Genomic DNA, 17,989 nt, shown 5'->3' with positions numbered 1-17,989 from the left:
CGCTTGATTTTAATGGTCTACGGGGACGGGGTCGAGACTTCTCCACATATACCATGTGGCAACCGTGCGCCAAGGAGCCCAATTTGCCGCCACTTCACGAGCCTCATGCCTACTTACGGGCTCTCCACTGAAGTAATTGAGAGAAATAGCCTTAATTAAGCCCGCATCATCTAAAGGGAGAATATTGGGTCTCACTAGATTAAAAATGAGGAACATTTCCGCTGTCCAGCGACCCACCCCCCGAATAGCGCTCAGCTCCTTAATAATGGCCTCATCCTCCATGCCCTTCCATTGATCGGCATGCAGCTGGCCAGAATCGAAATGCGCCGCCAAATCACGTATGTATTCCACCTTACGGCCAGATAAACCACAGGCACGCAAATTCTCTATAGGCAATGCAAGAATCGTCTTGGGGCTAACTTTATTTTTCAGCACAATAAGTACTTTGTTCCAAACCGATTGAGCCGCCACCACTGAAATCTGCTGTCCAACAATAGATCTGGCTAACGTCGAAAAAGCATCGCCACGAGTCCTCAAAAATCCAGGGCCAATTTTAGGAATTAACTTTTTAAGAATGCGATCTTGTTTCATTAGTTCAGCACAGGCCTGCTCCCAATATTCTGGAGCAATTTCCTCCAAGAATGCAGTAGCTGCCCCAATATCAATGCCTGCCGCTGGTGTCAAAATAAATCCATTGTTTGTCGTTTGGTGTTTGTTATTTGTTATTTTTTATTTGTTATTTGTTATTTGTTACTCACTACCCATAGCGCATTTATTAGCTTCTGCGCCACTCAGTAATGCCACCAGGCTTATCTTCCAGTACTACACCCTGTTCTAGCAAGGTCTTACGAATGAGGTCTGACTTCGCAAAATCTTTCGCTTGCTTAGCGGCTAACCGTGCTGCAATCTGCTCTTCAATCATTTCATTTGTTAAGCCGCTCTCGTGGCCAGGAACAGTCGATTGTAGAAACGATGTTGGGTCTCGCTGAAGAAAATTTAAGGTCGCTGCCAATGTTTTTAAGGTGCTAGCTAGTTGAATTTTTTCCGCGCCCTCTGCACGATTCACTTCAGTAGCTAAATCAAACAGGGCTGCAATGGCCTCAGGGGTATTGAAGTCATCATTCATCGCACTAGAAAAGCGTTTTACCAAGACAGAATTAGGATCCAAAAGGATGGCCTGAGCTGGTGTAGCTTGTACCAAAGCGGTATACAGGCGCACTAAGCCAGCGCGTGCTTCTTCTAGCTGTATATCGCTATAGTTAATGGGGCTGCGGTAATGGGCGCGCAATATAAAGAAGCGAACCACCTCTGGATCAAAGCGCGTTAAAACATCCCGAATTAAGAAAAAATTACCCAATGATTTGGACATCTTTTCTTCATTGACTCGAATATGGCCGTTGTGCATCCAGTAATTTACAAAGGGTTGGTCCGCAGCGGTATGTTGTTGACCATATAGAGCACCTTCGCTTTGTGCAATTTCATTTTCGTGATGGGGAAACTGTAAATCAGCACCACCCCCATGGATATCAAAATGCTGACCTAGTAAGTCGCAGGACATCGCAGAACACTCAATATGCCAGCCCGGGCGACCTTCACCCCAAGGAGAATTCCAACGCGTATCTGCAGGCTCTTCTGGCTTGGCGCTTTTCCAAAGAACAAAGTCCAGCGGATCTCTTTTGCCGCCACCAATCGCCACTCGCTCACCGGCATTTAACTCATCTATCGATTTACCAGACAGACGACCATATTCGGGAAATAAACGGACAGCAAAGTTCACATCGCCATCCTCTGCTTGATAGGCCAGCTCTTTTTCGATGAGCTTGCCAATCATGCCCTGCATTTGCGCAATAAAGTCTGTAGCCCGTGGCTCCTCATCAGGATAGATGAGGCCTAACGCATCTGAATCCGCGTGCATAGCATCAATAAAGCGCTGCGTTAGGGTAGCAATAGGCTCCCCATTTTCAATGGCACGCTTAATAATCTTATCGTCTATATCGGTAATATTGCGAACATACGTCACCTCAAAGCCGGTAGCCCTAAGCCACCGAACCACCATATCAAATACGATCATCACCCGGGCATGGCCTATGTGACAAAAGTCATAAACCGTCATGCCGCAGACGTAAATCTTGACCTTGCCTGGCTCGATAGGCTTAAAGACCTGTTTTGAACGACTAAGAGTGTTATAGATTTGCAGCATAGGGGGCTTTAAAGGGGCAAGTGTTGCTAATTTGTTAGACTGAGCGATGAGTATATCTAATGAGTCCGTTTTTTACCCCATCTCCTATGCCAGCCAATCCCCTTGCTAAGACCCTATCTAGCCGTACCGCCCTATTGGGGGTCTTTAGCTCCGCCATGCTGGCTCTTCTACTCAGTGCCTGCAGTACTCCAGGCCAGCAGCTAGCGGATGCGGAAATTAAAGCGCTCAATAGTCTTAATGAAGCTTCTGCTGCTTCTGCTGCTTCCGCTGCATCTACTGCTAACGCTTCCAGCCCTACTGGGGCACAAGCGCAGCGCCCAGCCCCCTATATTGGGTCATATGGACCGAATGACCCGCCCAGACTAACTTCAAATAGCTCTGGGTACGACCCATTTAACTCTGAGCTTTCGGACTCTATTGGCGTTCCCTTTTTGTCCTTTTTGATTATTGAACCCGATCCAGTGACTAAGAATGGCGTTCCAGCAGATATTGAAAGGCTAGTCAAAGCCAAGCAATATCCTGAGGCTATAGAGCTCATCAATCAACGCCTTAAAAAGACTCCTAGTAATGTGCAGTTACGCTATGTTAAAGCCCGCATGCAAATTGAAATGCAGCAGTGGGAACCAGCGAAAAAAACATTAATTGAAATTACCCAGCAATTTCCTGAATTACCAGAGCCTTACAACAACTTAGCGGCTTTGGCTGCCAATCAAAAAAATTGGATTGAGGCACGTGACTATTTAGAGCTAGCCCTCAAATTAAGACCTAGTTATGTCATTGCCTCTGCGAATTTAGGTGAGGTGTACATACGCCTTGGGGCACAGGCCTACGACAATGCTGCAAAAGACGCGCTAGTCAATCAACGCCAATACAGCAATAAAGCAAAAGCCCTATTGGAAATTCTTAAGCCTCCTAAGAAGCCTGGGCAAACGAATATTGCCCCTATTGCAAAATAAATATTGAAATTAAGCTCTACTCACTAACTCCCAACTAATCAGAAAGTAAATTTAATCATGGCTAAAGTGTTACTCAAAACCAATCATGGTGATATCACCCTCACTTTAGATGCTGTCAAAGCACCTAAAAGTGTTGCTAATTTTTTACAGTACGTTAAAAGCGGTCACTATGATGGGACGATCTTCCATCGCGTAATTGATAATTTTATGGTTCAGGGTGGCGGCATGAGCCCAGGCATGAAAGAAAAATCTTCTGGCGCCTCTATTGAAAATGAGGCTAACAATGGCCTCAAAAATGAGCGCGGCACAGTAGCTATGGCACGTACTAGCGACCCGCATTCAGCAACAGCTCAGTTCTTTATTAACGTCAATGACAATGATTTCCTAAACCACACGGCACCGAATGCTCAGGGTTGGGGCTACGCTGTTTTTGGCAAGGTTACTGATGGCTTGGACATCGTTGACAAGATCCGTAAAGTAAAAACTGCTAGCTCTGGTTTTCATCAAGATGTTCCAGCGGAAGATGTATTGATTGAGAAGGCAACTGTTCTCGAAGAATGATCCCGCAATACGCGAGCGCTCTGCTCATCTCCGATCTACATCTCACTCCATCGATGCCTTTAACGGCGCAACGTTTTTTCGACTTTTGTGAAAAAGAGGCGCCCAAAGTAGAGGCTGTATTTATTATGGGCGATTTATTTGAGTATTGGGTTGGTGATGATGCGGCGATGCACTCTCCGTTTCAGTTAGAGGTGCAGCGTGCGCTCGCGACGCTTTCGACGAAAGTGAAAACGTATTACCTCCACGGCAACCGTGACTTTTTAATTGGTAAGCAATTTCTCAGTAGAGCGGGTTTGACTCTGCTATCAGACCCTTGCAAAGTAGGGATTGCTGGACATGACTACGTTTTGTGTCATGGGGACTCTCTGTGTACTGCGGATGTAGGCTATCAAGTATTTAGAACTTGGGTTCGTAAGCCATGGGTTCAGAAGCTATTTTTAGCAATGCCATTGCATTGGCGTCGCTCAATCGCCAATCATTTACGCAGTAATAGCGGCTTACAGTACCAACGCAGCACTCAACAGTCTTCAGAGTTTGCACGAATTAAAACCAATGTAACGCTTGCTGCCTGCGCTGCGGTTTTAAGAGACCAGAATGCAGACCGGTTAATACATGGCCATACCCACTTACCTGCACATCATCAAGAAAACCTGGATGCCCAAACATGGCAACGTTGGGTATTGTCGGATTGGGATTTAGACCATCCAGAAAGTACACTTCCTAGAGCAAGTGCTCTGCAGATTGACCAGGCAGGTTTGCGCTACGCGAGCCTGGTCAAAGCCTAAACTAGTTTAGGGTCTGATGAATCTCTAGCAGTTGGAGTATTTGGATAGGCATTGCACCATCTGAGCAAAAATACGCGGATTAGCGCACATCACTTCTCCACTTTGTAAGAACCCCTCTTCGCCGCGGTAGTTACCAATTAATCCGCCAGCTTCCGTGAGCAACAGCGCGCCCGCCGCCATATCCCATGGCTTGAGATCACTCTCAAAAAATCCATCGTAGCGACCAGCAGCAACATAAGCCAGGTCCAAGGATGCTGCACCAGGGCGACGTAAGCCTGCACACTGACGAGACATATCGGCGAAGACCTCTAAATATTTCTCTAAGTCTTGATCTTCACGATAAGGAAAACCTGTGCCAAGCAAGCAATTAAATAAACGGTCTTGAGTAGCTACTCGTAAACGCCGACGATCTAAGTAGGCACCAGCACCACGAGTGGCTGTGAACAACTCATCGCGGGTTGGATCGTAAACAACTGCCTGTTGAGTTATGCCGTTAACGGAGAGTGCAATTGACACTGCATACTGCGGAAAGCCATGAATGAAGTTGGTGGTGCCATCTAAGGGATCAATGATCCAAACATTTTCCGCTTCAATGTTCTGAGCGCCCGTTTCTTCTGCTAAAAATCCGTGCGTAGGGTAAGCCTCGCTCAGTGTCTCGATGATGGCTGCTTCAGCCTGTCTGTCCACCTCAGTTACGAAATCATTATGTTGTTTACGGTCAACCTGAAGGCGCTCTAAATTAAGAGAGGCTCTATTAATCACGGTTCCGGCACGACGGGCAGCCTTAACGGCCACATTTAACATGGGATGCATAGTTTTGATGGACAAATTAAATAAGAACAAGCTCACCAGATTGCGAACTGCGTGACAATGTGGAGCTAACACCCTGATTCTAAACGATCACCTTCCAAGTCTTCACTAAATCCAATAAGCTCGCCCCTATGAATGCAAATCAAGCTCAACCCTTACGCTGGGTCCTTGTCCAGACCAGTCACCCCGGGAATGTGGGTTCGGCAGCGCGCGCATTGAAAACAATGGGATTTGGCGATCTACGTCTAATTGACCCCAAAATACCGGGTGTTGCTCATGAAGCAGAAGCAATTGCGCTTGCCAGTGGTGCAGGCGATGTTTTAGCGACCTGCCAAGAATCTCCCTCGCTTGAATCAAGTGTTCAAGAATGTTCGCTAGTGTTGGGTCTGACTAGCCGTGATCGTGAATTTGGTCCGCCCGCGCTAGACTGGAATGCAGCCCGCCTATTGGTCAGAGCCGCAATTCAGGGTGGGCAAAAGGTAGCCTTACTATTTGGCCCAGAGCGGACTGGGCTAGACAACCAGCATTTATCGCTATGTACGCACAGAGTGTGGCTAGATGCTAATCCACTATACCCCTCCTTAAATCTCGCTCAAGCGGTCATGGTCTGCGCCTACACCCTGAGGGAGACCTTGAGCCATAAACTCACTGAAAGCGATATCAGCGTGGATCTAAAGGACTATGCAGACCCTGCAGCTGTAGCTGCGATGCTAGATCACCTGAAAGAAGGTCTTGAGTCCATTGGCTATCTGGACCCTGCCAATCCCAAAAAGCTGATGCCGCGCCTCCAAGCTCTATTCGCTAGAAGTCGCCTTCATAAGGAAGAGATTGACCTATTACGCGGTATTGCCAAGCAAATGCTCCTTAAGAAATCTGCATAGACGTTTGCCGTTAAAATTGGATATATGTTTAATTCACTTTTCGACCAAGTCGACTCCATCATTGTTCGTGATCCTGCGGCCCGTAATCGCCTTGAGGTGATTACCTGCTACCCAGGTTTACATGCCGTTTGGATCCACCGGGTTTCACATGCCCTTTGGAATGTGGGTCTTAAATGGATTGCCCGTTTACTGTCAATGTTGGCTCGTTTTATTACTGGCATTGAAATTCATCCGGGTGCAATCATCGGTCGTCGCGTTTTTTTAGATCACGGCTTAGGTATCGTCATTGGTGAAACCACTGAAATCGGTGATGACTGCACCATCTATCAAGGCGTTACTCTAGGCGGCACCTCCCTCTACAAAGGCGTCAAACGCCACCCCACATTAGGCAAAGGTGTTGTGATCAGCGCTGGCGCAAAAGTATTGGGTGGATTTACTGTCGGCGATGGTGCCAGAGTGGGTTCCAATGCAGTCGTGCTAAAAGAAATCCCTGCGGGGGCTACTGCTGTTGGAATACCAGCCCGTGTCTTGCACCCAGATTTACCGCAAATTGCCAACGCGGATAGCAAGGCAAAAGAATATTTTTCTGCTTATGGTGTGACGCCCAACGTAGATGACCCAGTATCGATGGCTCTCAAAGGTTTAATTGATGCAACCCTCGAGCAAGAGGCAAAGATCGTCGCACTTGAAAAAGCATTGGCTAGATTAAGCAATACACCACAAGATGCAGGGGTTGCCAGCGACACCCAACGTGATCTGGGTGCTTTGAAGGAATGGCTTAAGGAGTAACTAAGGAGTAACTAAGGAGTAACTAAGGAGTAACTAAGAAGCAACTAAGAAATAAAAATCGATCTGCAGATAGCTCTACAGATCAACTCAATGCAATGTTGGGTTGGCGCCACCTAATTGTGTTTGATTAACGCCGTTATCACCATCAACTTCATCGCCATCATCATCGAGATGCGGCATACCAAAAGCAAACCCCTGGCCACTTTCGGGATAGCGATTTTCAATCTCTTCTTCTGTTGCCACGCGGATATCTTCTACTTGAACCCAAAAACGCAAGGCCATTCCTGCTAGCGGATGGTTGCCATCCAAAATCACTTGGCTATCAGCAACATCCGTTACGGTGTAGATCAAGGCATCATCATCCAGAGAGTTCTCTTGCCCCTCTTCAGCATCGGGAACACCTTCAAATTGCATGCCTATCTCGAGTGGCTCAGGGAAGCGGCCACGGGGTTCAATCTTGAGTAATTCAGGGTCGTATTCACCAAAGGCTTCACTAGGCTCTAGCTGAATGCTGGCTTCATATCCAATATCTTGACCATCTAACAAGGACTCAATCTTCGGAAAAGTGCCCTCATAACCGCCGTGCAGGTATACCATCGGGGAGTCCGGTTCCTCGATAACATTATTCTGGGCATCCGTTAATTTGTAACGTAGAGATACAACGGTATTTTTTTCGATCTTCATGCGTAATTCATTCAACATAGTGTTTTAGATAGCTTTTTACATTTATGACTGCATTTTACTTGAGCAATCCCTATCAGCCACCTCAGGCACCACAAACCCTTCCGCTAGACCTGCCTTGGGCTTTATTGGGCAATATGAGCCCAGCACAGTTCATGAAAACCCACTGGCATAAAAAGCCCTTGCTGGTTCGTGGTGCTATTCCGGCTTTCAAGCTAGCCAATATGGGTGGTAAGCCGCTGCAAAGCCCGATTTCAGCTGAGACACTCATTAACTTGGCAGGCGATGATGCCGTGCAATCTAGACTAATCCAAGCTAAACCCTGGCGTTTTATTGAGGGTCCATTCAAGAAAAAAGATATCCCCACTTCGCAGTCGCGCAACTGGACACTTTTACTTCAGGGAATGGAGGCACAGCATCCTGCTGCTGCAACAGTCTTGTCTTGGTTTCGATTTATTCCAGATGCCCGTTTAGACGATCTCATGATTAGTCTTGCCAGCATAGGCGGTGGCGTTGGCCCACATTTTGACTCCTACGATGTATTTTTAATTCAAATGTCTGGACGAAGACGTTGGCGCATCTCCGATCAATCTGACTTGAGCCTCAAGCCAAAAATGCCTCTCAAAATATTACAGAACTTTCAGGCTCAGCAAGAATGGGATTTAGAACCGGGAGACATGCTGTATCTCCCACCTCAAATTGCCCACGATGGCATCGCATTAGATGCGGGATGCCAAACCTGGTCGGTGGGGTTCCGCTCACCAAGTTATAAAGAGCTCTTACAAGAGGGCTTGTGGCGTCTTGCGGAGTCACTGGAAGAGATCCCTAGCCTAGCTAAACACTTTGCTGACCCAAAACAAGCGGCAAGCAATAAAGCCGAGGAGCTTCCCCATGAAATGACAGAACAGCTCGAGCGCAAACTCAAAGAGTTGCGGCTAGATCAGATCGATACATTCTTACCCGGAATTACTGCCTACTTAAGCGAACCAAAACCTCAGGCCATTTTTGATGGCTCGATGTCCAATCTGACCCCCGCTCAATTTTCTGTCGCACTATCCAAGTTTGTATTGGTGCCCCACCCCCAAACACGACTGCTAACACTCAAAAAATGTGTTTTTTGCAATGGTGAGGAAATGACTGGCAAGCAAACCCTGGCAACCCAGAAAGCCTGGCAGCGCATTGCCGCCAAAAAATCCCTAAATAAGGTCCAAATTGACACAATCAATACTGAAAATAGTCTTTATCAGGCCTATCAGGATGGCTGGTTAATATTTGAGGATTTTGCGCCAGGTTGGATATAATCAATAATGGAAAGTACTTAAGGGGTTTCCCTTTGCATTCCATGGATCCATTACCGGTAATCAAAATTTTTTAAAGAGGAAATTACAAATGAAGAAATCACTAGCCCTAGTAGCAATGTTGGCAATCGTTTTGGCAGCTTGCGGTAAGAAAGAAGAAGCTAAGCCAGTTGAAGCTGCTCCAATGGCACCTGCTGCTGCTCCAGCTGCTGATGCACCTGCTGCTGCTCCTGCTTCAATGGCACCTGCTGCTCCTGCTGCTGACGCTAAGAAGTAATCTTCTCCTTGAAGAAAAAAAGCCGCTGAAAAGCGGCTTTTTTGTTACCCTAATTTTTAAGGGCGCGAGACTTATCTAGATAACTGCTCCGTTAACAACGTTAGCAGCTGAAGTCCAGCAGCGGTATTTTCAGGTTTACCATCTCCATCCTGTACATAGACGCTAGCGCTATTTTCACCGGTAGATTTAACGACCACACTGTATTTTTTCGCTTTCAAGCTTGAATCATCCTTGCTACTGAAGAGATTCGTAAAGAATCCTTTGGTATCACCGAGATCTTTTGGATTGACATAGCGGACGTAGTAAACACCGTTTGTGCGATTGCGATCTTCCACCGTAAAGTTAGAGCGATCTAGTGCTAGACCAGTGTCACGCCATGCGCGATCAAAACTAGCAGCAATAACAATGTGAGCTGTATTTACACCCTCTTGAACCAGCTTTGCCTTCGGTGTCTTTGGTCCCAATGGGGCAGCCACTTGAGCTTTAGCCTGCTCTTGCGTCATTCCCAATCGCTCCATTAAGCGCGCCAAAAAGACAGCTTCAAGTTCTGGGTCGTTGGGGCGAGCCGTCCAAATGGTAGAGATACAAGCGCCCGTAGAATCCGTTGTACATTTCTCAATAGCACCACGCTGCGTAATATAAATCTCTGTTTCGCCAGGCTTACTAACTTCTAGGCGGATTTTATATTTATCGCGCTCGCCCGTATCGTAGATGGAATCTAAAGCACTACCAACGATTGAACGAATAAAGTCCTGAGAAATCTTGGCGCGATTTTCAGCCCAATCCGTCTCCATAATGCCGGTTGATGGTGAATCCGTTACCAACAGAAAACCGTTTTCCTGCCAAAAATCTTTTACCTGTGGATAGAGCTCGGGTGCGGGCTTCTCGACAACTAACCAACGACGCTCACCATCACGTGCAATCCGCATCCCCGGAATACCGGTCATGACATTCTTGCGAGTCTGGACTGATTTTTTTACGGCCGCATTGTATTCAGACATAGTGGCAGAGCCGTCTTGAACGATATAGCGGCGATCTGCCTGAGAGGTAATGAGATCCGGTGGGTACGATAAATTAGGACCTCGAACCGCCCCAGCCGACTTGTAGTCAACCGTATCGTTCGTCGTAACGGATTTGCATCCAACTAAAACAAAGGTTGCAGTAGCAAGAATCAAGGATGCTGCGCAGTAGCGGCGCAAAGATTGCATAAGATTAATCATAGTAAGCCGGCCTGTTTCATTGCAATCTTTAAAGGTTCACGCAAGGAGACACTTAAAGGGGTTAAAGGTAAACGAATACCTGATGTGATCTTACCCATTTCATGAAGCGCCCATTTGACAGGAATTGGATTTGCTTCAGTGAACATGGCTCTGTGAACGTCCAGTAATTGGTATTGAATAGCGCGTGTTTTAACGACATCATCGGACATCGCAGCCCGACATAATTCATGCATGAGGCGCGGAGCAATATTGGCAGTCACCGAAATATTGCCTTTACCGCCCATCAGCATCAACATAGCAGCGCTCAAATCGTCACCCGAAAATACAGCGAAATCTTCATGACCAGCCCGTTTCAAGTCCGCTAGCAAGAGGGTGCCTCGCTCCATGCTGCCGGTGGCATCTTTAATGCCAATAATTCCAGGGACTCCCGCTAAGCGGACCGTAGTCTCGCCAGCTAAATCAGCCACGGTTCTGCCGGGCACGTTGTAGAGCATTACCGGGAGATCAACTGCTTCAGCAATTTTTTTGAAATGGGCATACATACCCTCTTGCGTTGGCTTGTTGTAATAAGGAACTACCTGCAAGCTGGCATCCGCTCCGACTGACTTTGCAAATTGCGTTAGTGCAATGGCCTCAGTAGTTGAGTTTCCGCCAGTGCCTGCAATAACAGGAATACGCCCTGCTATATGCTCAACTGTCACTCGAATTAATTCACAATGCTCATCTACCGACACTGTTGGGGATTCCCCGCTCGTGCCCACAATCACAATGCCATCAGAACCCTCTGCAACATGCCAGTCCAACAAAGAACGTAGAGCAGAGAAATCTAAGCTGCCATCCTCATGCATTGGCGTTACTATCGCAGGCATGCTTCCAGCGATGGGCTTTTTACTACCTTGAGCTTGTGTTGTATTTGTCACCAAATGGTTACCAATTGTGCGTTAGTTAGATCTCGGTGCATTGACTGCACCACATTGAAATTGTAACGGAATGCGCCCTTTTTACTATTGTTTTGATAATCCTTTAATCGGGCCTGAACTTAGCATTAGCTGCCCTTCAGCTACCCTTCAGCCGCCCCTCAGCTGCCCATTCACAGCACAAATACGCTGAACCATGGCTGGTTTAGGCTCCTCAAGACAAATATCCTCATAGCCGAGCACCCTTAAGTCGTATTGGGCGGCAAGAACCAGCAATTCACCAGGATTTAAAAGAAAATCAGGGTTGGATGGCTTGCCAAATTGGGCATTACCCTGCGCAAAGGTTTCATAGATCAGAATACCCCCGTCGAGAAGCATCTGCGGCAACCGATTTAAATACGGGCGGTAAAGGTAATTGGTAACCACGATAGCGGAAAACGTCCGCCCCTCTAAAGGCCAGGTCTCTCCCTCTAAATCCATCTGTAAGAATTCAATAAAAGAGCTATTGAATATCTCTGCTGTAGGGGCATTTTGATCCACTGCCAAAACGGAGTGCCCCATAGAGGCCAACAAACCACTATGGCGACCAGACCCGCAAGCCAAATCCAATACCGGTCCTGAATCAGAGATCAGGGGCGCATAACGGCTTACCCATGCGGATGAATCAAGAATTACCTCATGCATAAGAAGCTGTGACACCCACTTAATCGTACGCTAGGCCCATCGACTCACGGACCTCACGCATAGTTTCTTGGGCAACCTTGCGTGCCTTATCGCTACCATCTGCAATGATGGAGCGCAACAAGCTTGGATCATCCAGATACATCTGCGCACGCTCAAACATGGGTTGCTGCTCAGCAAGAATGGCGTCAATCACGGGCTGCTTACACTCTAGGCAACCGATACCAGCTGACTGACATTCTTTTTGTACCCAAGCCTTAGTATCTTCGCCGGAATAGACCGCATGCAATTGCCATACAGGGCACCGTGCCGGGTCTCCTGGATCAGTTCTACGCACGCGAGCTGGATCAGTAGGCATCGTTCGAATAGAGCGAGTCACCTCTTCTGGCTTTTCACGAATACCAATCGTATTGCCATACGACTTAGACATTTTTTGACCGTCAATACCAGGCATCCGTGAAGCTGAAGTCAGCAAGGCTTGTGGCTCGGGCAGAATGATCTTTCGAGCACCTTCCAAGAAACCAAACAATCTTTCGCGATCTGCCATAGACAAACTTTGGGCGTCCTGTAGCAAAGCTTTGGCCTGCTCTAAAGCTTCATCATCACCGCGCTCCTGATATGCCACCCGCAATTCCGCATACATTTTTGCACGCTTACTGCCTAATTTTTTTACCGCTTCAAGGGACTTTTCCTCAAAGCCGGGTTCACGGCCATACAGATAATTAAAACGCCGCGCTACCTCACGCGTCATCTCTACGTGCGGTACTTGATCCTCTCCAACGGGAACAAACTGTGCACGGTAAATTAAAATATCAGCAGCCTGGAGCAAGGGATAGCCCAAGAAACCGTAGGTTTGTAGGTCTTTTTCTTTTAGCTTTTCAATTTGATCTTTGTAGGTCGGTACACGCTCAAGCCAACCTAATGGTGTGCCCATCGCCAGAAGCAAAAATAGTTCTGCGTGCTCGGGCACCTTACTCTGTATAAATAAAGTTGCTTGATTGGGATCCACGCCACAAGCGAGCCAGTCAATCACCATATCCCATACGGATTGCTCAATCACATCAGGAGTTTCGTAGTGGGTAGTGAGCGCATGCCAGTCAGCCACAAAAAAGAAACAAGGATACTCAGACTGCAGTCGCACCCAATTCTTTAAAACACCGTGGTAATGACCTAGGTGTAAATGGCCCGTAGGTCGCATGCCAGAGAGAACGCGTTCAGCAAACATCTTAATATCTATTCTTTAGGGGTAAGTGCAGGTTTGGAAATAGGTTTTAGCTTATAGCTTAATGGAACAGTGACCATACCGGCGTTAAATGATCAGGCAAATGGGGCAATGCACCAAGATCAATATAACTTTCTTTAGGATCATGAAAGTCGGATCCACGAGAAGCTAAAAATCCATAGTGCTGGGCAATCTTGCCATAGGTTTGATATTGATTTGGACTATGGCTACCGGTAATAACTTCAATAGCTAAGCCACCGATTTCCTTAAAGTGCTTATAGAGTTCATCCATCTGCATGGCACTTAACTTATAGCGGCCAGGATGCGCAATCACAGCAACACCACCTGCCCCGGCAATCCAAGCAACCGCATCATCCAAGGTTGCCCAGACATGAGCTACGTAGCCGGGCTTTCCATCGATGAGGTAGTTTTTAAATACCTGTTCGGTATTGCGACAAATCCCCTGCTCCACTAAAAAACGGGCAAAGTGAGTACGCGAAATCAGATCATGATTGCCAGCAAAAACAAGAGCACCCTCATAAGCACCGGGGATGCCCGCTTTTAATAACTGCTCAGCCATCAGCTTGGCTCGATTACCTCGGCCATCGCGCGTCTGCCGCAATCCCTCCAAAATACCAGTATGGGCTGCATCGATTCCAAGGCCCACAATATGAATTGTTTGACCCATCCAGCTGACTGAAATCTCTACGCCCGAAACATATTGCATGCCTAGTGCGCTAGCGGCACTGCGTGCCCTCTCTTGTCCGCCCAACTCATCGTGATCAGTTAATGCCCACAAATGCACTCCATTGGCATGGGCTCGCTCTGCCAGTGCCTCAGGCGTTAACGTGCCATCCGACACCACAGAGTGGCAGTGCAAGTCAGCGTTCAGACTAGAAAATGAGTTCATGTCCTATTTTAGGTCAAGCTGGTATCAATTACCCGGCGAGGCGCATCTAAATAATCACGAGACTGCATTTCAATCAACCTAGACACGGTTCTGGAAAACTCACTGGTAATTTGGCCTTCAGTGTACAAATCGACCGCAGGAACCTCTGCAGCGATGATTAATTTGATCTTATGGTCATACAGGACGTCAATTAACCATATAAAACGGCGCGCTTCATTCGTCTTGCCCATAGGCATATGGGGCACTTCAGAGAGGATCACTGTATGAAACAGTTTGGCGATCTCTAGGTAATCATTTTGAGAGCGGGGACCACAACAGAGCGTCTGAAAGTCAAACCACACTACCCCTTCGACCATATGTAGAGGTCTTAGTTCTCGAGACTCAATACGCAAAACTGGTCTTACTGTCTCTTTCTGATTACCAATAAGCCGCTGAAACATCTGCATTAACGCTAGATGTGTTCCTGAATTTAACGGGGTAAGGTAAGCCTGCACTTGAGCCATCTGCAATCTACGATAGTCGCTGCCAGCGTCAACGTTCAGTACATCCAACTGTTCTTCCAGTAATTTAATCGCCGGCATCAAACGATCGCGGTGCAGGCCATTTGGATAAAGCTGGCTAGGTGCGTAATTGGAGGTCATCACAAATTGAACGCGATCTTTAAATAGTGCCGTCAATAAGCGATACAAAATCATCGCATCAGCAATATCGTTTATATGAAATTCATCAAAGCAAATGAGGCGGTAACGCTCAGCGATGCGCTTGGAGAGTTCATCTAATGGATCAGCCATGCCAGATAGCTCATGCAATTCTCGATGGACCTCGCGCATGAACTCATGAAAGTGAATGCGGATCTTCTTCTCTAAAGGAGAAGCAGCAAAAAAACAATCCATCAGGAAAGACTTGCCCCGACCCACCCCACCCCACAAATAAATGCCACGGGGAAGTCTTGGTTTAAAGAATTTCTTTTTTAGACTATTGCTGCGAATTTCTTTGTAAGCAATCCACTCATCTTCACAGTGCTGTAAGCGCTCAATAGCAATGAGCTGCGCGGGATCGCTTTGATACCCGCGCGCTTTTAATTCTTGGTGGTAGTACTCTAAGGCTTTCAATTACATATTTAATGCACGTGAGTCCGTTGCCAATGCTGCTTCGCGCATCACTTCCGACAAACTCGGATGTGGATGACAAATGCGAGCGATATCTTCGGCAGCAGCCTTAAACTCCATTGCTACTGCAGCCTCTGCAATTAAATCGGATGCATTTGCGCCAATAATATGTACCCCTAAGATTTCATCTGTTTTGGCATCGGCCAATATTTTGACAAAGCCATCAGAGCGATCCATTCCTAGTGCTCGGCCATTCGCAGCGAAGGGGAACTGACCCGCCTTATAAGCGATGCCGGCTTCAGTTAATTGCTGCTCGGTTTTCCCTACCCAAGCAATTTCTGGATCGGTATAGATCACCCAAGGAATACAGTTGTAATCAATATGGGGCTTTTGACCAGCAATCACTTCTGCCACTAAAACACCCTCATCTTCGGCCTTATGTGCCAACATCGGGCCACGAACTACATCGCCTACTGCGTACACACCAGGCGCCGCGGTTTGACACGTGTGATCATCCACAGGAATAAAACCACGTTCATCTACCTTCAGACCAATGTGATCTAAACCTAACTTATCCGTATTGGGCACGCGACCAACAGAAATAATTAAGCGGTCACACTCTAATTTCTGAGCTTTACCAGCGCTATCTGTGTAGTGAACCACCACCCCTTTTTTATCAGCCTTGACTTCGCCGATCTTAACGCCTAGGTTGATATTTAAACCTTGCTTGGTAAATAACTTGAGCGCTTCTTTAGCAACGCCTTGATCAACAGCACCCAAAAATGTTGGCAAGCCCTCCAGAATGGTGACCTCTGAACCTACGCGTCGCCATACTGAACCAAGCTCAAGACCAATAACACCGGCACCAATCACGCCTAATTTTTTTGGAATCGAATCAAACTTTAATCCGCCTTCGTTATCGCTGATGAGGACATTATCCACAGGAATATTAGGCAAATGACGGGCCTTTGATCCAGTGGCAATAATGACATTTTTGGCCGTCACTACTGACTGCTCTTTGCCATCAATCTGCACCTGATAACCATCAGCACTCTTAGGAAGAAATGAAGCATGCCCTTTGAGAAGGGTAATTTTATTTTTGCGAAATAAAAACTGAATACCAGCTGTCATCTTGGTCACAATGGCATCTTTACGCGCAAGCATTTTGTTTGAATCTAACTTGACAGAGCCAACAGTAATGCCATGATCTGCTACATGGCGGCTAATCTTTTCAAACTCTTCAGATGAGGCGAGTAAAGCTTTAGAGGGAATGCAGCCAACGTTTAAGCAAGTGCCTCCCAAGCGTACATCACCCTTAGGATCATCGTAGGCATTGGATTCTGCACAGGCCACCTTAAATCCCAACTGAGCTGCACGGATAGCAGCAATATAGCCGCCAGGGCCACCACCAATAACTAAAACATCAAATGATTGACTCATGATTTTTCCTTCTTACAAGTCAAGCAAGAGGCGTGAAGGATCTTCTAAAGCATCCTTCATTGCAACTAAACCAAGCACCGCTTCACGGCCATCAATAATGCGATGGTCATAAGACAAGGCCAAATAATTAATTGGGCGAATCACAATCTGCCCATTCTCAACTACGGCGCGCTCTTTGGTCGCATGAATACCCAAAATAGCAGATTGCGGTGGATTAATAATAGGCGTAGACAGCATTGAGCCAAATACACCGCCATTAGAGATTGAGAAAGTACCGCCAGTTAAGTCTTCGATAGACAGCTTGCCATCACGTGCTTTGGCACCATACTCGGCAATTTTTTTCTCAATGTCTGCGAGATTCATTTGATCAACGTCACGCAAAATAGGAACCACTAAACCCCGCGGTGAACTTACTGCGATACCGATATCAAAATAACCGTGATACACGATATCGTTACCATCGACTGAGGCATTCAATAGCGGGAACTTCTTTAATGCATGCGTGGCTGCCTTCACAAAAAAGGACATAAAGCCTAACTTCACGCCATGTACTTTTTCAAATTGATCTTTGTACTTATTGCGCATTGCAATAACAGGGGCCATATTGACCTCATTAAATGTAGTCAAGATGGCGTTGTTTGCCTGGGACTCTAACAAACGTTCAGCAATACGAGCACGCAAACGACTCATAGGTACGCGCTCTTCTGGACGATCGCCCAATGGCAATGCAGCCATGGGTAGTGCTGCTGATTTTGTACCGCCGGCTACTGCACCAATCACATCCCCTTTAGTAATCCGACCATCTCGACCAGTGCCTGCAACTTGAGCAGCGCTAACATTGTTTTCTGCCATTAACTTTGCAGCTGAAGGGGCAGCAGGTGCAGCTGCTTTAGCGGCAGGCGCAACGGCTTCAGCTGGAGCTGCTTTTGCTACAGGCGCTACCGAGGCTGCAGCTGGAGCGGCTGAGGCTACTGCAGTACTGTCGATCTTTGCAATCAATTGCTCAGCAATAACCGTATCGCCATCACCCATCAGAATCTCAGTGATCACGCCGGCGGATGGGGCAGGAACTTCCATGACCACCTTATCAGTTTCAATTTCAATCAAGATCTCGTCTTGACCAACTGCATCGCCTACTTTCTTTTTCCATTGCAACAAGGTAGCTTCAGCTACGGACTCAGAGAGTTGGGGGACTTTAACTTCGAAAATGGCCATGATGAATCCTATTAAATGTTTTGTGATGGATGATGTC

At 47.0% G+C, this 17,989-nt stretch carries 19 protein-coding genes; 7 read left to right on the top strand and 12 right to left on the bottom strand.

All coding sequences use genetic code 11. The features are described 5' to 3' along the window. Positions 1-9: 9 nt before the first annotated feature. Entirely contained in the window at positions 10-666 is a 657-nt protein-coding gene (locus tag QUD86_RS03940) for a DNA-3-methyladenine glycosylase family protein (RefSeq protein ID WP_502928892.1), read from the bottom strand. 109 nt (positions 667-775) lie between these two features. Continuing rightward, complete coding sequence (gene cysS, locus QUD86_RS03935; RefSeq protein WP_286298284.1) at positions 776-2,200, bottom strand: cysteine--tRNA ligase; 1,425 nt, start codon at positions 2,198-2,200, stop codon at positions 776-778. A 59-nt stretch (positions 2,201-2,259) separates the two neighbouring features. Between cysS and QUD86_RS03930 the strand changes: the two genes are divergently transcribed. The 3 genes from QUD86_RS03930 to QUD86_RS03920 are packed head-to-tail and all read left to right on the top strand — an operon-like array spanning position 2,260 to position 4,502. Beyond that, the gene (locus QUD86_RS03930) at positions 2,260-3,156 is read left to right on the top strand and encodes a tetratricopeptide repeat protein (protein ID WP_286298283.1); all 897 of its coding nucleotides are present in this window, start codon (positions 2,260-2,262) and stop codon (positions 3,154-3,156) included. Positions 3,157-3,213: 57 nt separating this feature from the next. After that, positions 3,214-3,717 (top strand): peptidylprolyl isomerase, encoded by a 504-nt coding sequence (locus QUD86_RS03925; RefSeq protein WP_286298282.1) that lies wholly within the window; start codon positions 3,214-3,216, stop codon positions 3,715-3,717. Beyond that, positions 3,714-4,502 (top strand): UDP-2,3-diacylglucosamine diphosphatase, encoded by a 789-nt coding sequence (locus QUD86_RS03920; protein ID WP_286298281.1) that lies wholly within the window; start codon positions 3,714-3,716, stop codon positions 4,500-4,502. The genes QUD86_RS03925 and QUD86_RS03920 overlap by 4 nt, the downstream gene beginning before the upstream one ends. Positions 4,503-4,526: 24 nt before the next feature. On the opposite strand, the gene QUD86_RS03915 is transcribed toward QUD86_RS03920, so the two are convergent. After that, positions 4,527-5,315, bottom strand: coding sequence for an inositol monophosphatase family protein (locus QUD86_RS03915; protein ID WP_286298279.1), 789 nt, complete (start codon positions 5,313-5,315; stop codon positions 4,527-4,529). Between the two features lie 128 nt (positions 5,316-5,443). On the opposite strand from QUD86_RS03915, the gene QUD86_RS03910 reads away from it, so the two are divergent. Both QUD86_RS03910 and cysE read left to right on the top strand, forming a co-directional pair. Continuing rightward, on the top strand, positions 5,444-6,193 hold the full coding sequence (locus QUD86_RS03910; protein ID WP_286298277.1) for an RNA methyltransferase: 750 nt from the start codon (positions 5,444-5,446) through the stop codon (positions 6,191-6,193). A 24-nt stretch (positions 6,194-6,217) separates the two neighbouring features. Beyond that, entirely contained in the window at positions 6,218-6,982 is a 765-nt protein-coding gene (gene cysE / locus QUD86_RS03905; RefSeq protein WP_286298275.1) for a serine O-acetyltransferase, read from the top strand. Between the two features lie 87 nt (positions 6,983-7,069). Here cysE and QUD86_RS03900 read toward each other — a convergent pair whose 3' ends face one another. Beyond that, entirely contained in the window at positions 7,070-7,666 is a 597-nt protein-coding gene (locus QUD86_RS03900; RefSeq protein WP_286298654.1) for an FKBP-type peptidyl-prolyl cis-trans isomerase, read from the bottom strand. Positions 7,667-7,710: 44 nt separating this feature from the next. Between QUD86_RS03900 and QUD86_RS03895 the strand changes: the two genes are divergently transcribed. Further along, positions 7,711-8,964 carry a cupin domain-containing protein gene (locus QUD86_RS03895; RefSeq protein ID WP_286298272.1) on the top strand — a complete coding sequence of 418 codons (1,254 nt, stop codon included), beginning with the start codon at positions 7,711-7,713 and terminating at the stop codon, positions 8,962-8,964. Positions 8,965-9,052: 88 nt separating this feature from the next. Beyond that, the gene (locus tag QUD86_RS03890) at positions 9,053-9,238 is read left to right on the top strand and encodes a hypothetical protein (protein WP_286298271.1); all 186 of its coding nucleotides are present in this window, start codon (positions 9,053-9,055) and stop codon (positions 9,236-9,238) included. Positions 9,239-9,309: 71 nt separating this feature from the next. Here the strand turns inward: QUD86_RS03890 and bamC are convergent, their stop codons facing one another. The 8 genes from bamC to odhB form a co-directional block, all read right to left on the bottom strand. After that, positions 9,310-10,455, bottom strand: coding sequence for an NlpB/DapX family lipoprotein (bamC, locus tag QUD86_RS03885; RefSeq protein WP_502928891.1), 1,146 nt, complete (start codon positions 10,453-10,455; stop codon positions 9,310-9,312). Next, positions 10,455-11,327: a 4-hydroxy-tetrahydrodipicolinate synthase gene (dapA, locus tag QUD86_RS03880; protein WP_286298652.1), complete on the bottom strand. Its 873-nt coding sequence runs from the start codon at positions 11,325-11,327 to the stop codon at positions 10,455-10,457. Before dapA ends, bamC begins: the two co-directional genes overlap by 1 nt. 198 nt (positions 11,328-11,525) lie before the next feature. After that, positions 11,526-12,074 (bottom strand): class I SAM-dependent methyltransferase, encoded by a 549-nt coding sequence (locus tag QUD86_RS03875; RefSeq protein WP_286298269.1) that lies wholly within the window; start codon positions 12,072-12,074, stop codon positions 11,526-11,528. A gap of 4 nt (positions 12,075-12,078) precedes the next feature. Continuing rightward, complete coding sequence (locus QUD86_RS03870; protein WP_286298268.1) at positions 12,079-13,281, bottom strand: tryptophan--tRNA ligase; 1,203 nt, start codon at positions 13,279-13,281, stop codon at positions 12,079-12,081. A gap of 58 nt (positions 13,282-13,339) precedes the next feature. Next, the gene (locus QUD86_RS03865) at positions 13,340-14,188 is read right to left on the bottom strand and encodes a 3',5'-nucleoside bisphosphate phosphatase (protein WP_286298267.1); all 849 of its coding nucleotides are present in this window, start codon (positions 14,186-14,188) and stop codon (positions 13,340-13,342) included. An 8-nt stretch (positions 14,189-14,196) separates the two neighbouring features. Continuing rightward, positions 14,197-15,300 (bottom strand): cell division protein ZapE, encoded by a 1,104-nt coding sequence (gene zapE / locus QUD86_RS03860; protein ID WP_286298266.1) that lies wholly within the window; start codon positions 15,298-15,300, stop codon positions 14,197-14,199. Then, a complete protein-coding gene (gene lpdA, locus QUD86_RS03855) occupies positions 15,301-16,737 on the bottom strand; it encodes a dihydrolipoyl dehydrogenase (protein WP_286298265.1) in 1,437 nt (478 codons plus the stop codon). It lies immediately after the preceding gene. 12 nt (positions 16,738-16,749) lie between these two features. Continuing rightward, a complete protein-coding gene (gene odhB / locus QUD86_RS03850) occupies positions 16,750-17,952 on the bottom strand; it encodes a 2-oxoglutarate dehydrogenase complex dihydrolipoyllysine-residue succinyltransferase (protein ID WP_286298264.1) in 1,203 nt (400 codons plus the stop codon). Between the last annotated feature and the right edge of the window lie 37 nt (positions 17,953-17,989).

It is taken from the genome of Polynucleobacter sp. TUM22923, assembly GCF_030295705.1.
GTDB lineage: Bacteria > Pseudomonadota > Gammaproteobacteria > Burkholderiales > Burkholderiaceae > Polynucleobacter.
Note: the sequence above shows the minus strand (reverse complement) of the source record. Positions and strands in the feature narration are given on the sequence as shown.

Excerpts from the sequence above, each read along its gene's own strand:
- odhB (WP_286298264.1), bottom strand. The coding sequence starts at position 17,952 with ATGGCCATTTTCGAAGTTAAAGTCCCCCAACTCTCTGAGTCCGTAGCT.
- QUD86_RS03925 (WP_286298282.1), top strand. The coding sequence starts at position 3,214 with ATGGCTAAAGTGTTACTCAAAACCAATCATGGTGATATCACCCTCACT.
- QUD86_RS03915 (WP_286298279.1), bottom strand. The coding sequence starts at position 5,315 with ATGCATCCCATGTTAAATGTGGCCGTTAAGGCTGCCCGTCGTGCCGGA.
- QUD86_RS03890 (WP_286298271.1), top strand. The coding sequence starts at position 9,053 with ATGAAGAAATCACTAGCCCTAGTAGCAATGTTGGCAATCGTTTTGGCA.
- QUD86_RS03870 (WP_286298268.1), bottom strand. The coding sequence starts at position 13,281 with ATGTTTGCTGAACGCGTTCTCTCTGGCATGCGACCTACGGGCCATTTA.
- QUD86_RS03920 (WP_286298281.1), top strand. The coding sequence starts at position 3,714 with ATGATCCCGCAATACGCGAGCGCTCTGCTCATCTCCGATCTACATCTC.
- QUD86_RS03930 (WP_286298283.1), top strand. The coding sequence starts at position 2,260 with ATGAGTCCGTTTTTTACCCCATCTCCTATGCCAGCCAATCCCCTTGCT.
- cysS (WP_286298284.1), bottom strand. The coding sequence starts at position 2,200 with ATGCTGCAAATCTATAACACTCTTAGTCGTTCAAAACAGGTCTTTAAG.
- QUD86_RS03900 (WP_286298654.1), bottom strand. The coding sequence starts at position 7,666 with ATGAAGATCGAAAAAAATACCGTTGTATCTCTACGTTACAAATTAACG.
- dapA (WP_286298652.1), bottom strand. The coding sequence starts at position 11,327 with ATGCCTGCGATAGTAACGCCAATGCATGAGGATGGCAGCTTAGATTTC.
- lpdA (WP_286298265.1), bottom strand. The coding sequence starts at position 16,737 with ATGAGTCAATCATTTGATGTTTTAGTTATTGGTGGTGGCCCTGGCGGC.
- QUD86_RS03895 (WP_286298272.1), top strand. The coding sequence starts at position 7,711 with ATGACTGCATTTTACTTGAGCAATCCCTATCAGCCACCTCAGGCACCA.
- cysE (WP_286298275.1), top strand. The coding sequence starts at position 6,218 with ATGTTTAATTCACTTTTCGACCAAGTCGACTCCATCATTGTTCGTGAT.
- QUD86_RS03910 (WP_286298277.1), top strand. The coding sequence starts at position 5,444 with ATGAATGCAAATCAAGCTCAACCCTTACGCTGGGTCCTTGTCCAGACC.
- QUD86_RS03865 (WP_286298267.1), bottom strand. The coding sequence starts at position 14,188 with ATGAACTCATTTTCTAGTCTGAACGCTGACTTGCACTGCCACTCTGTG.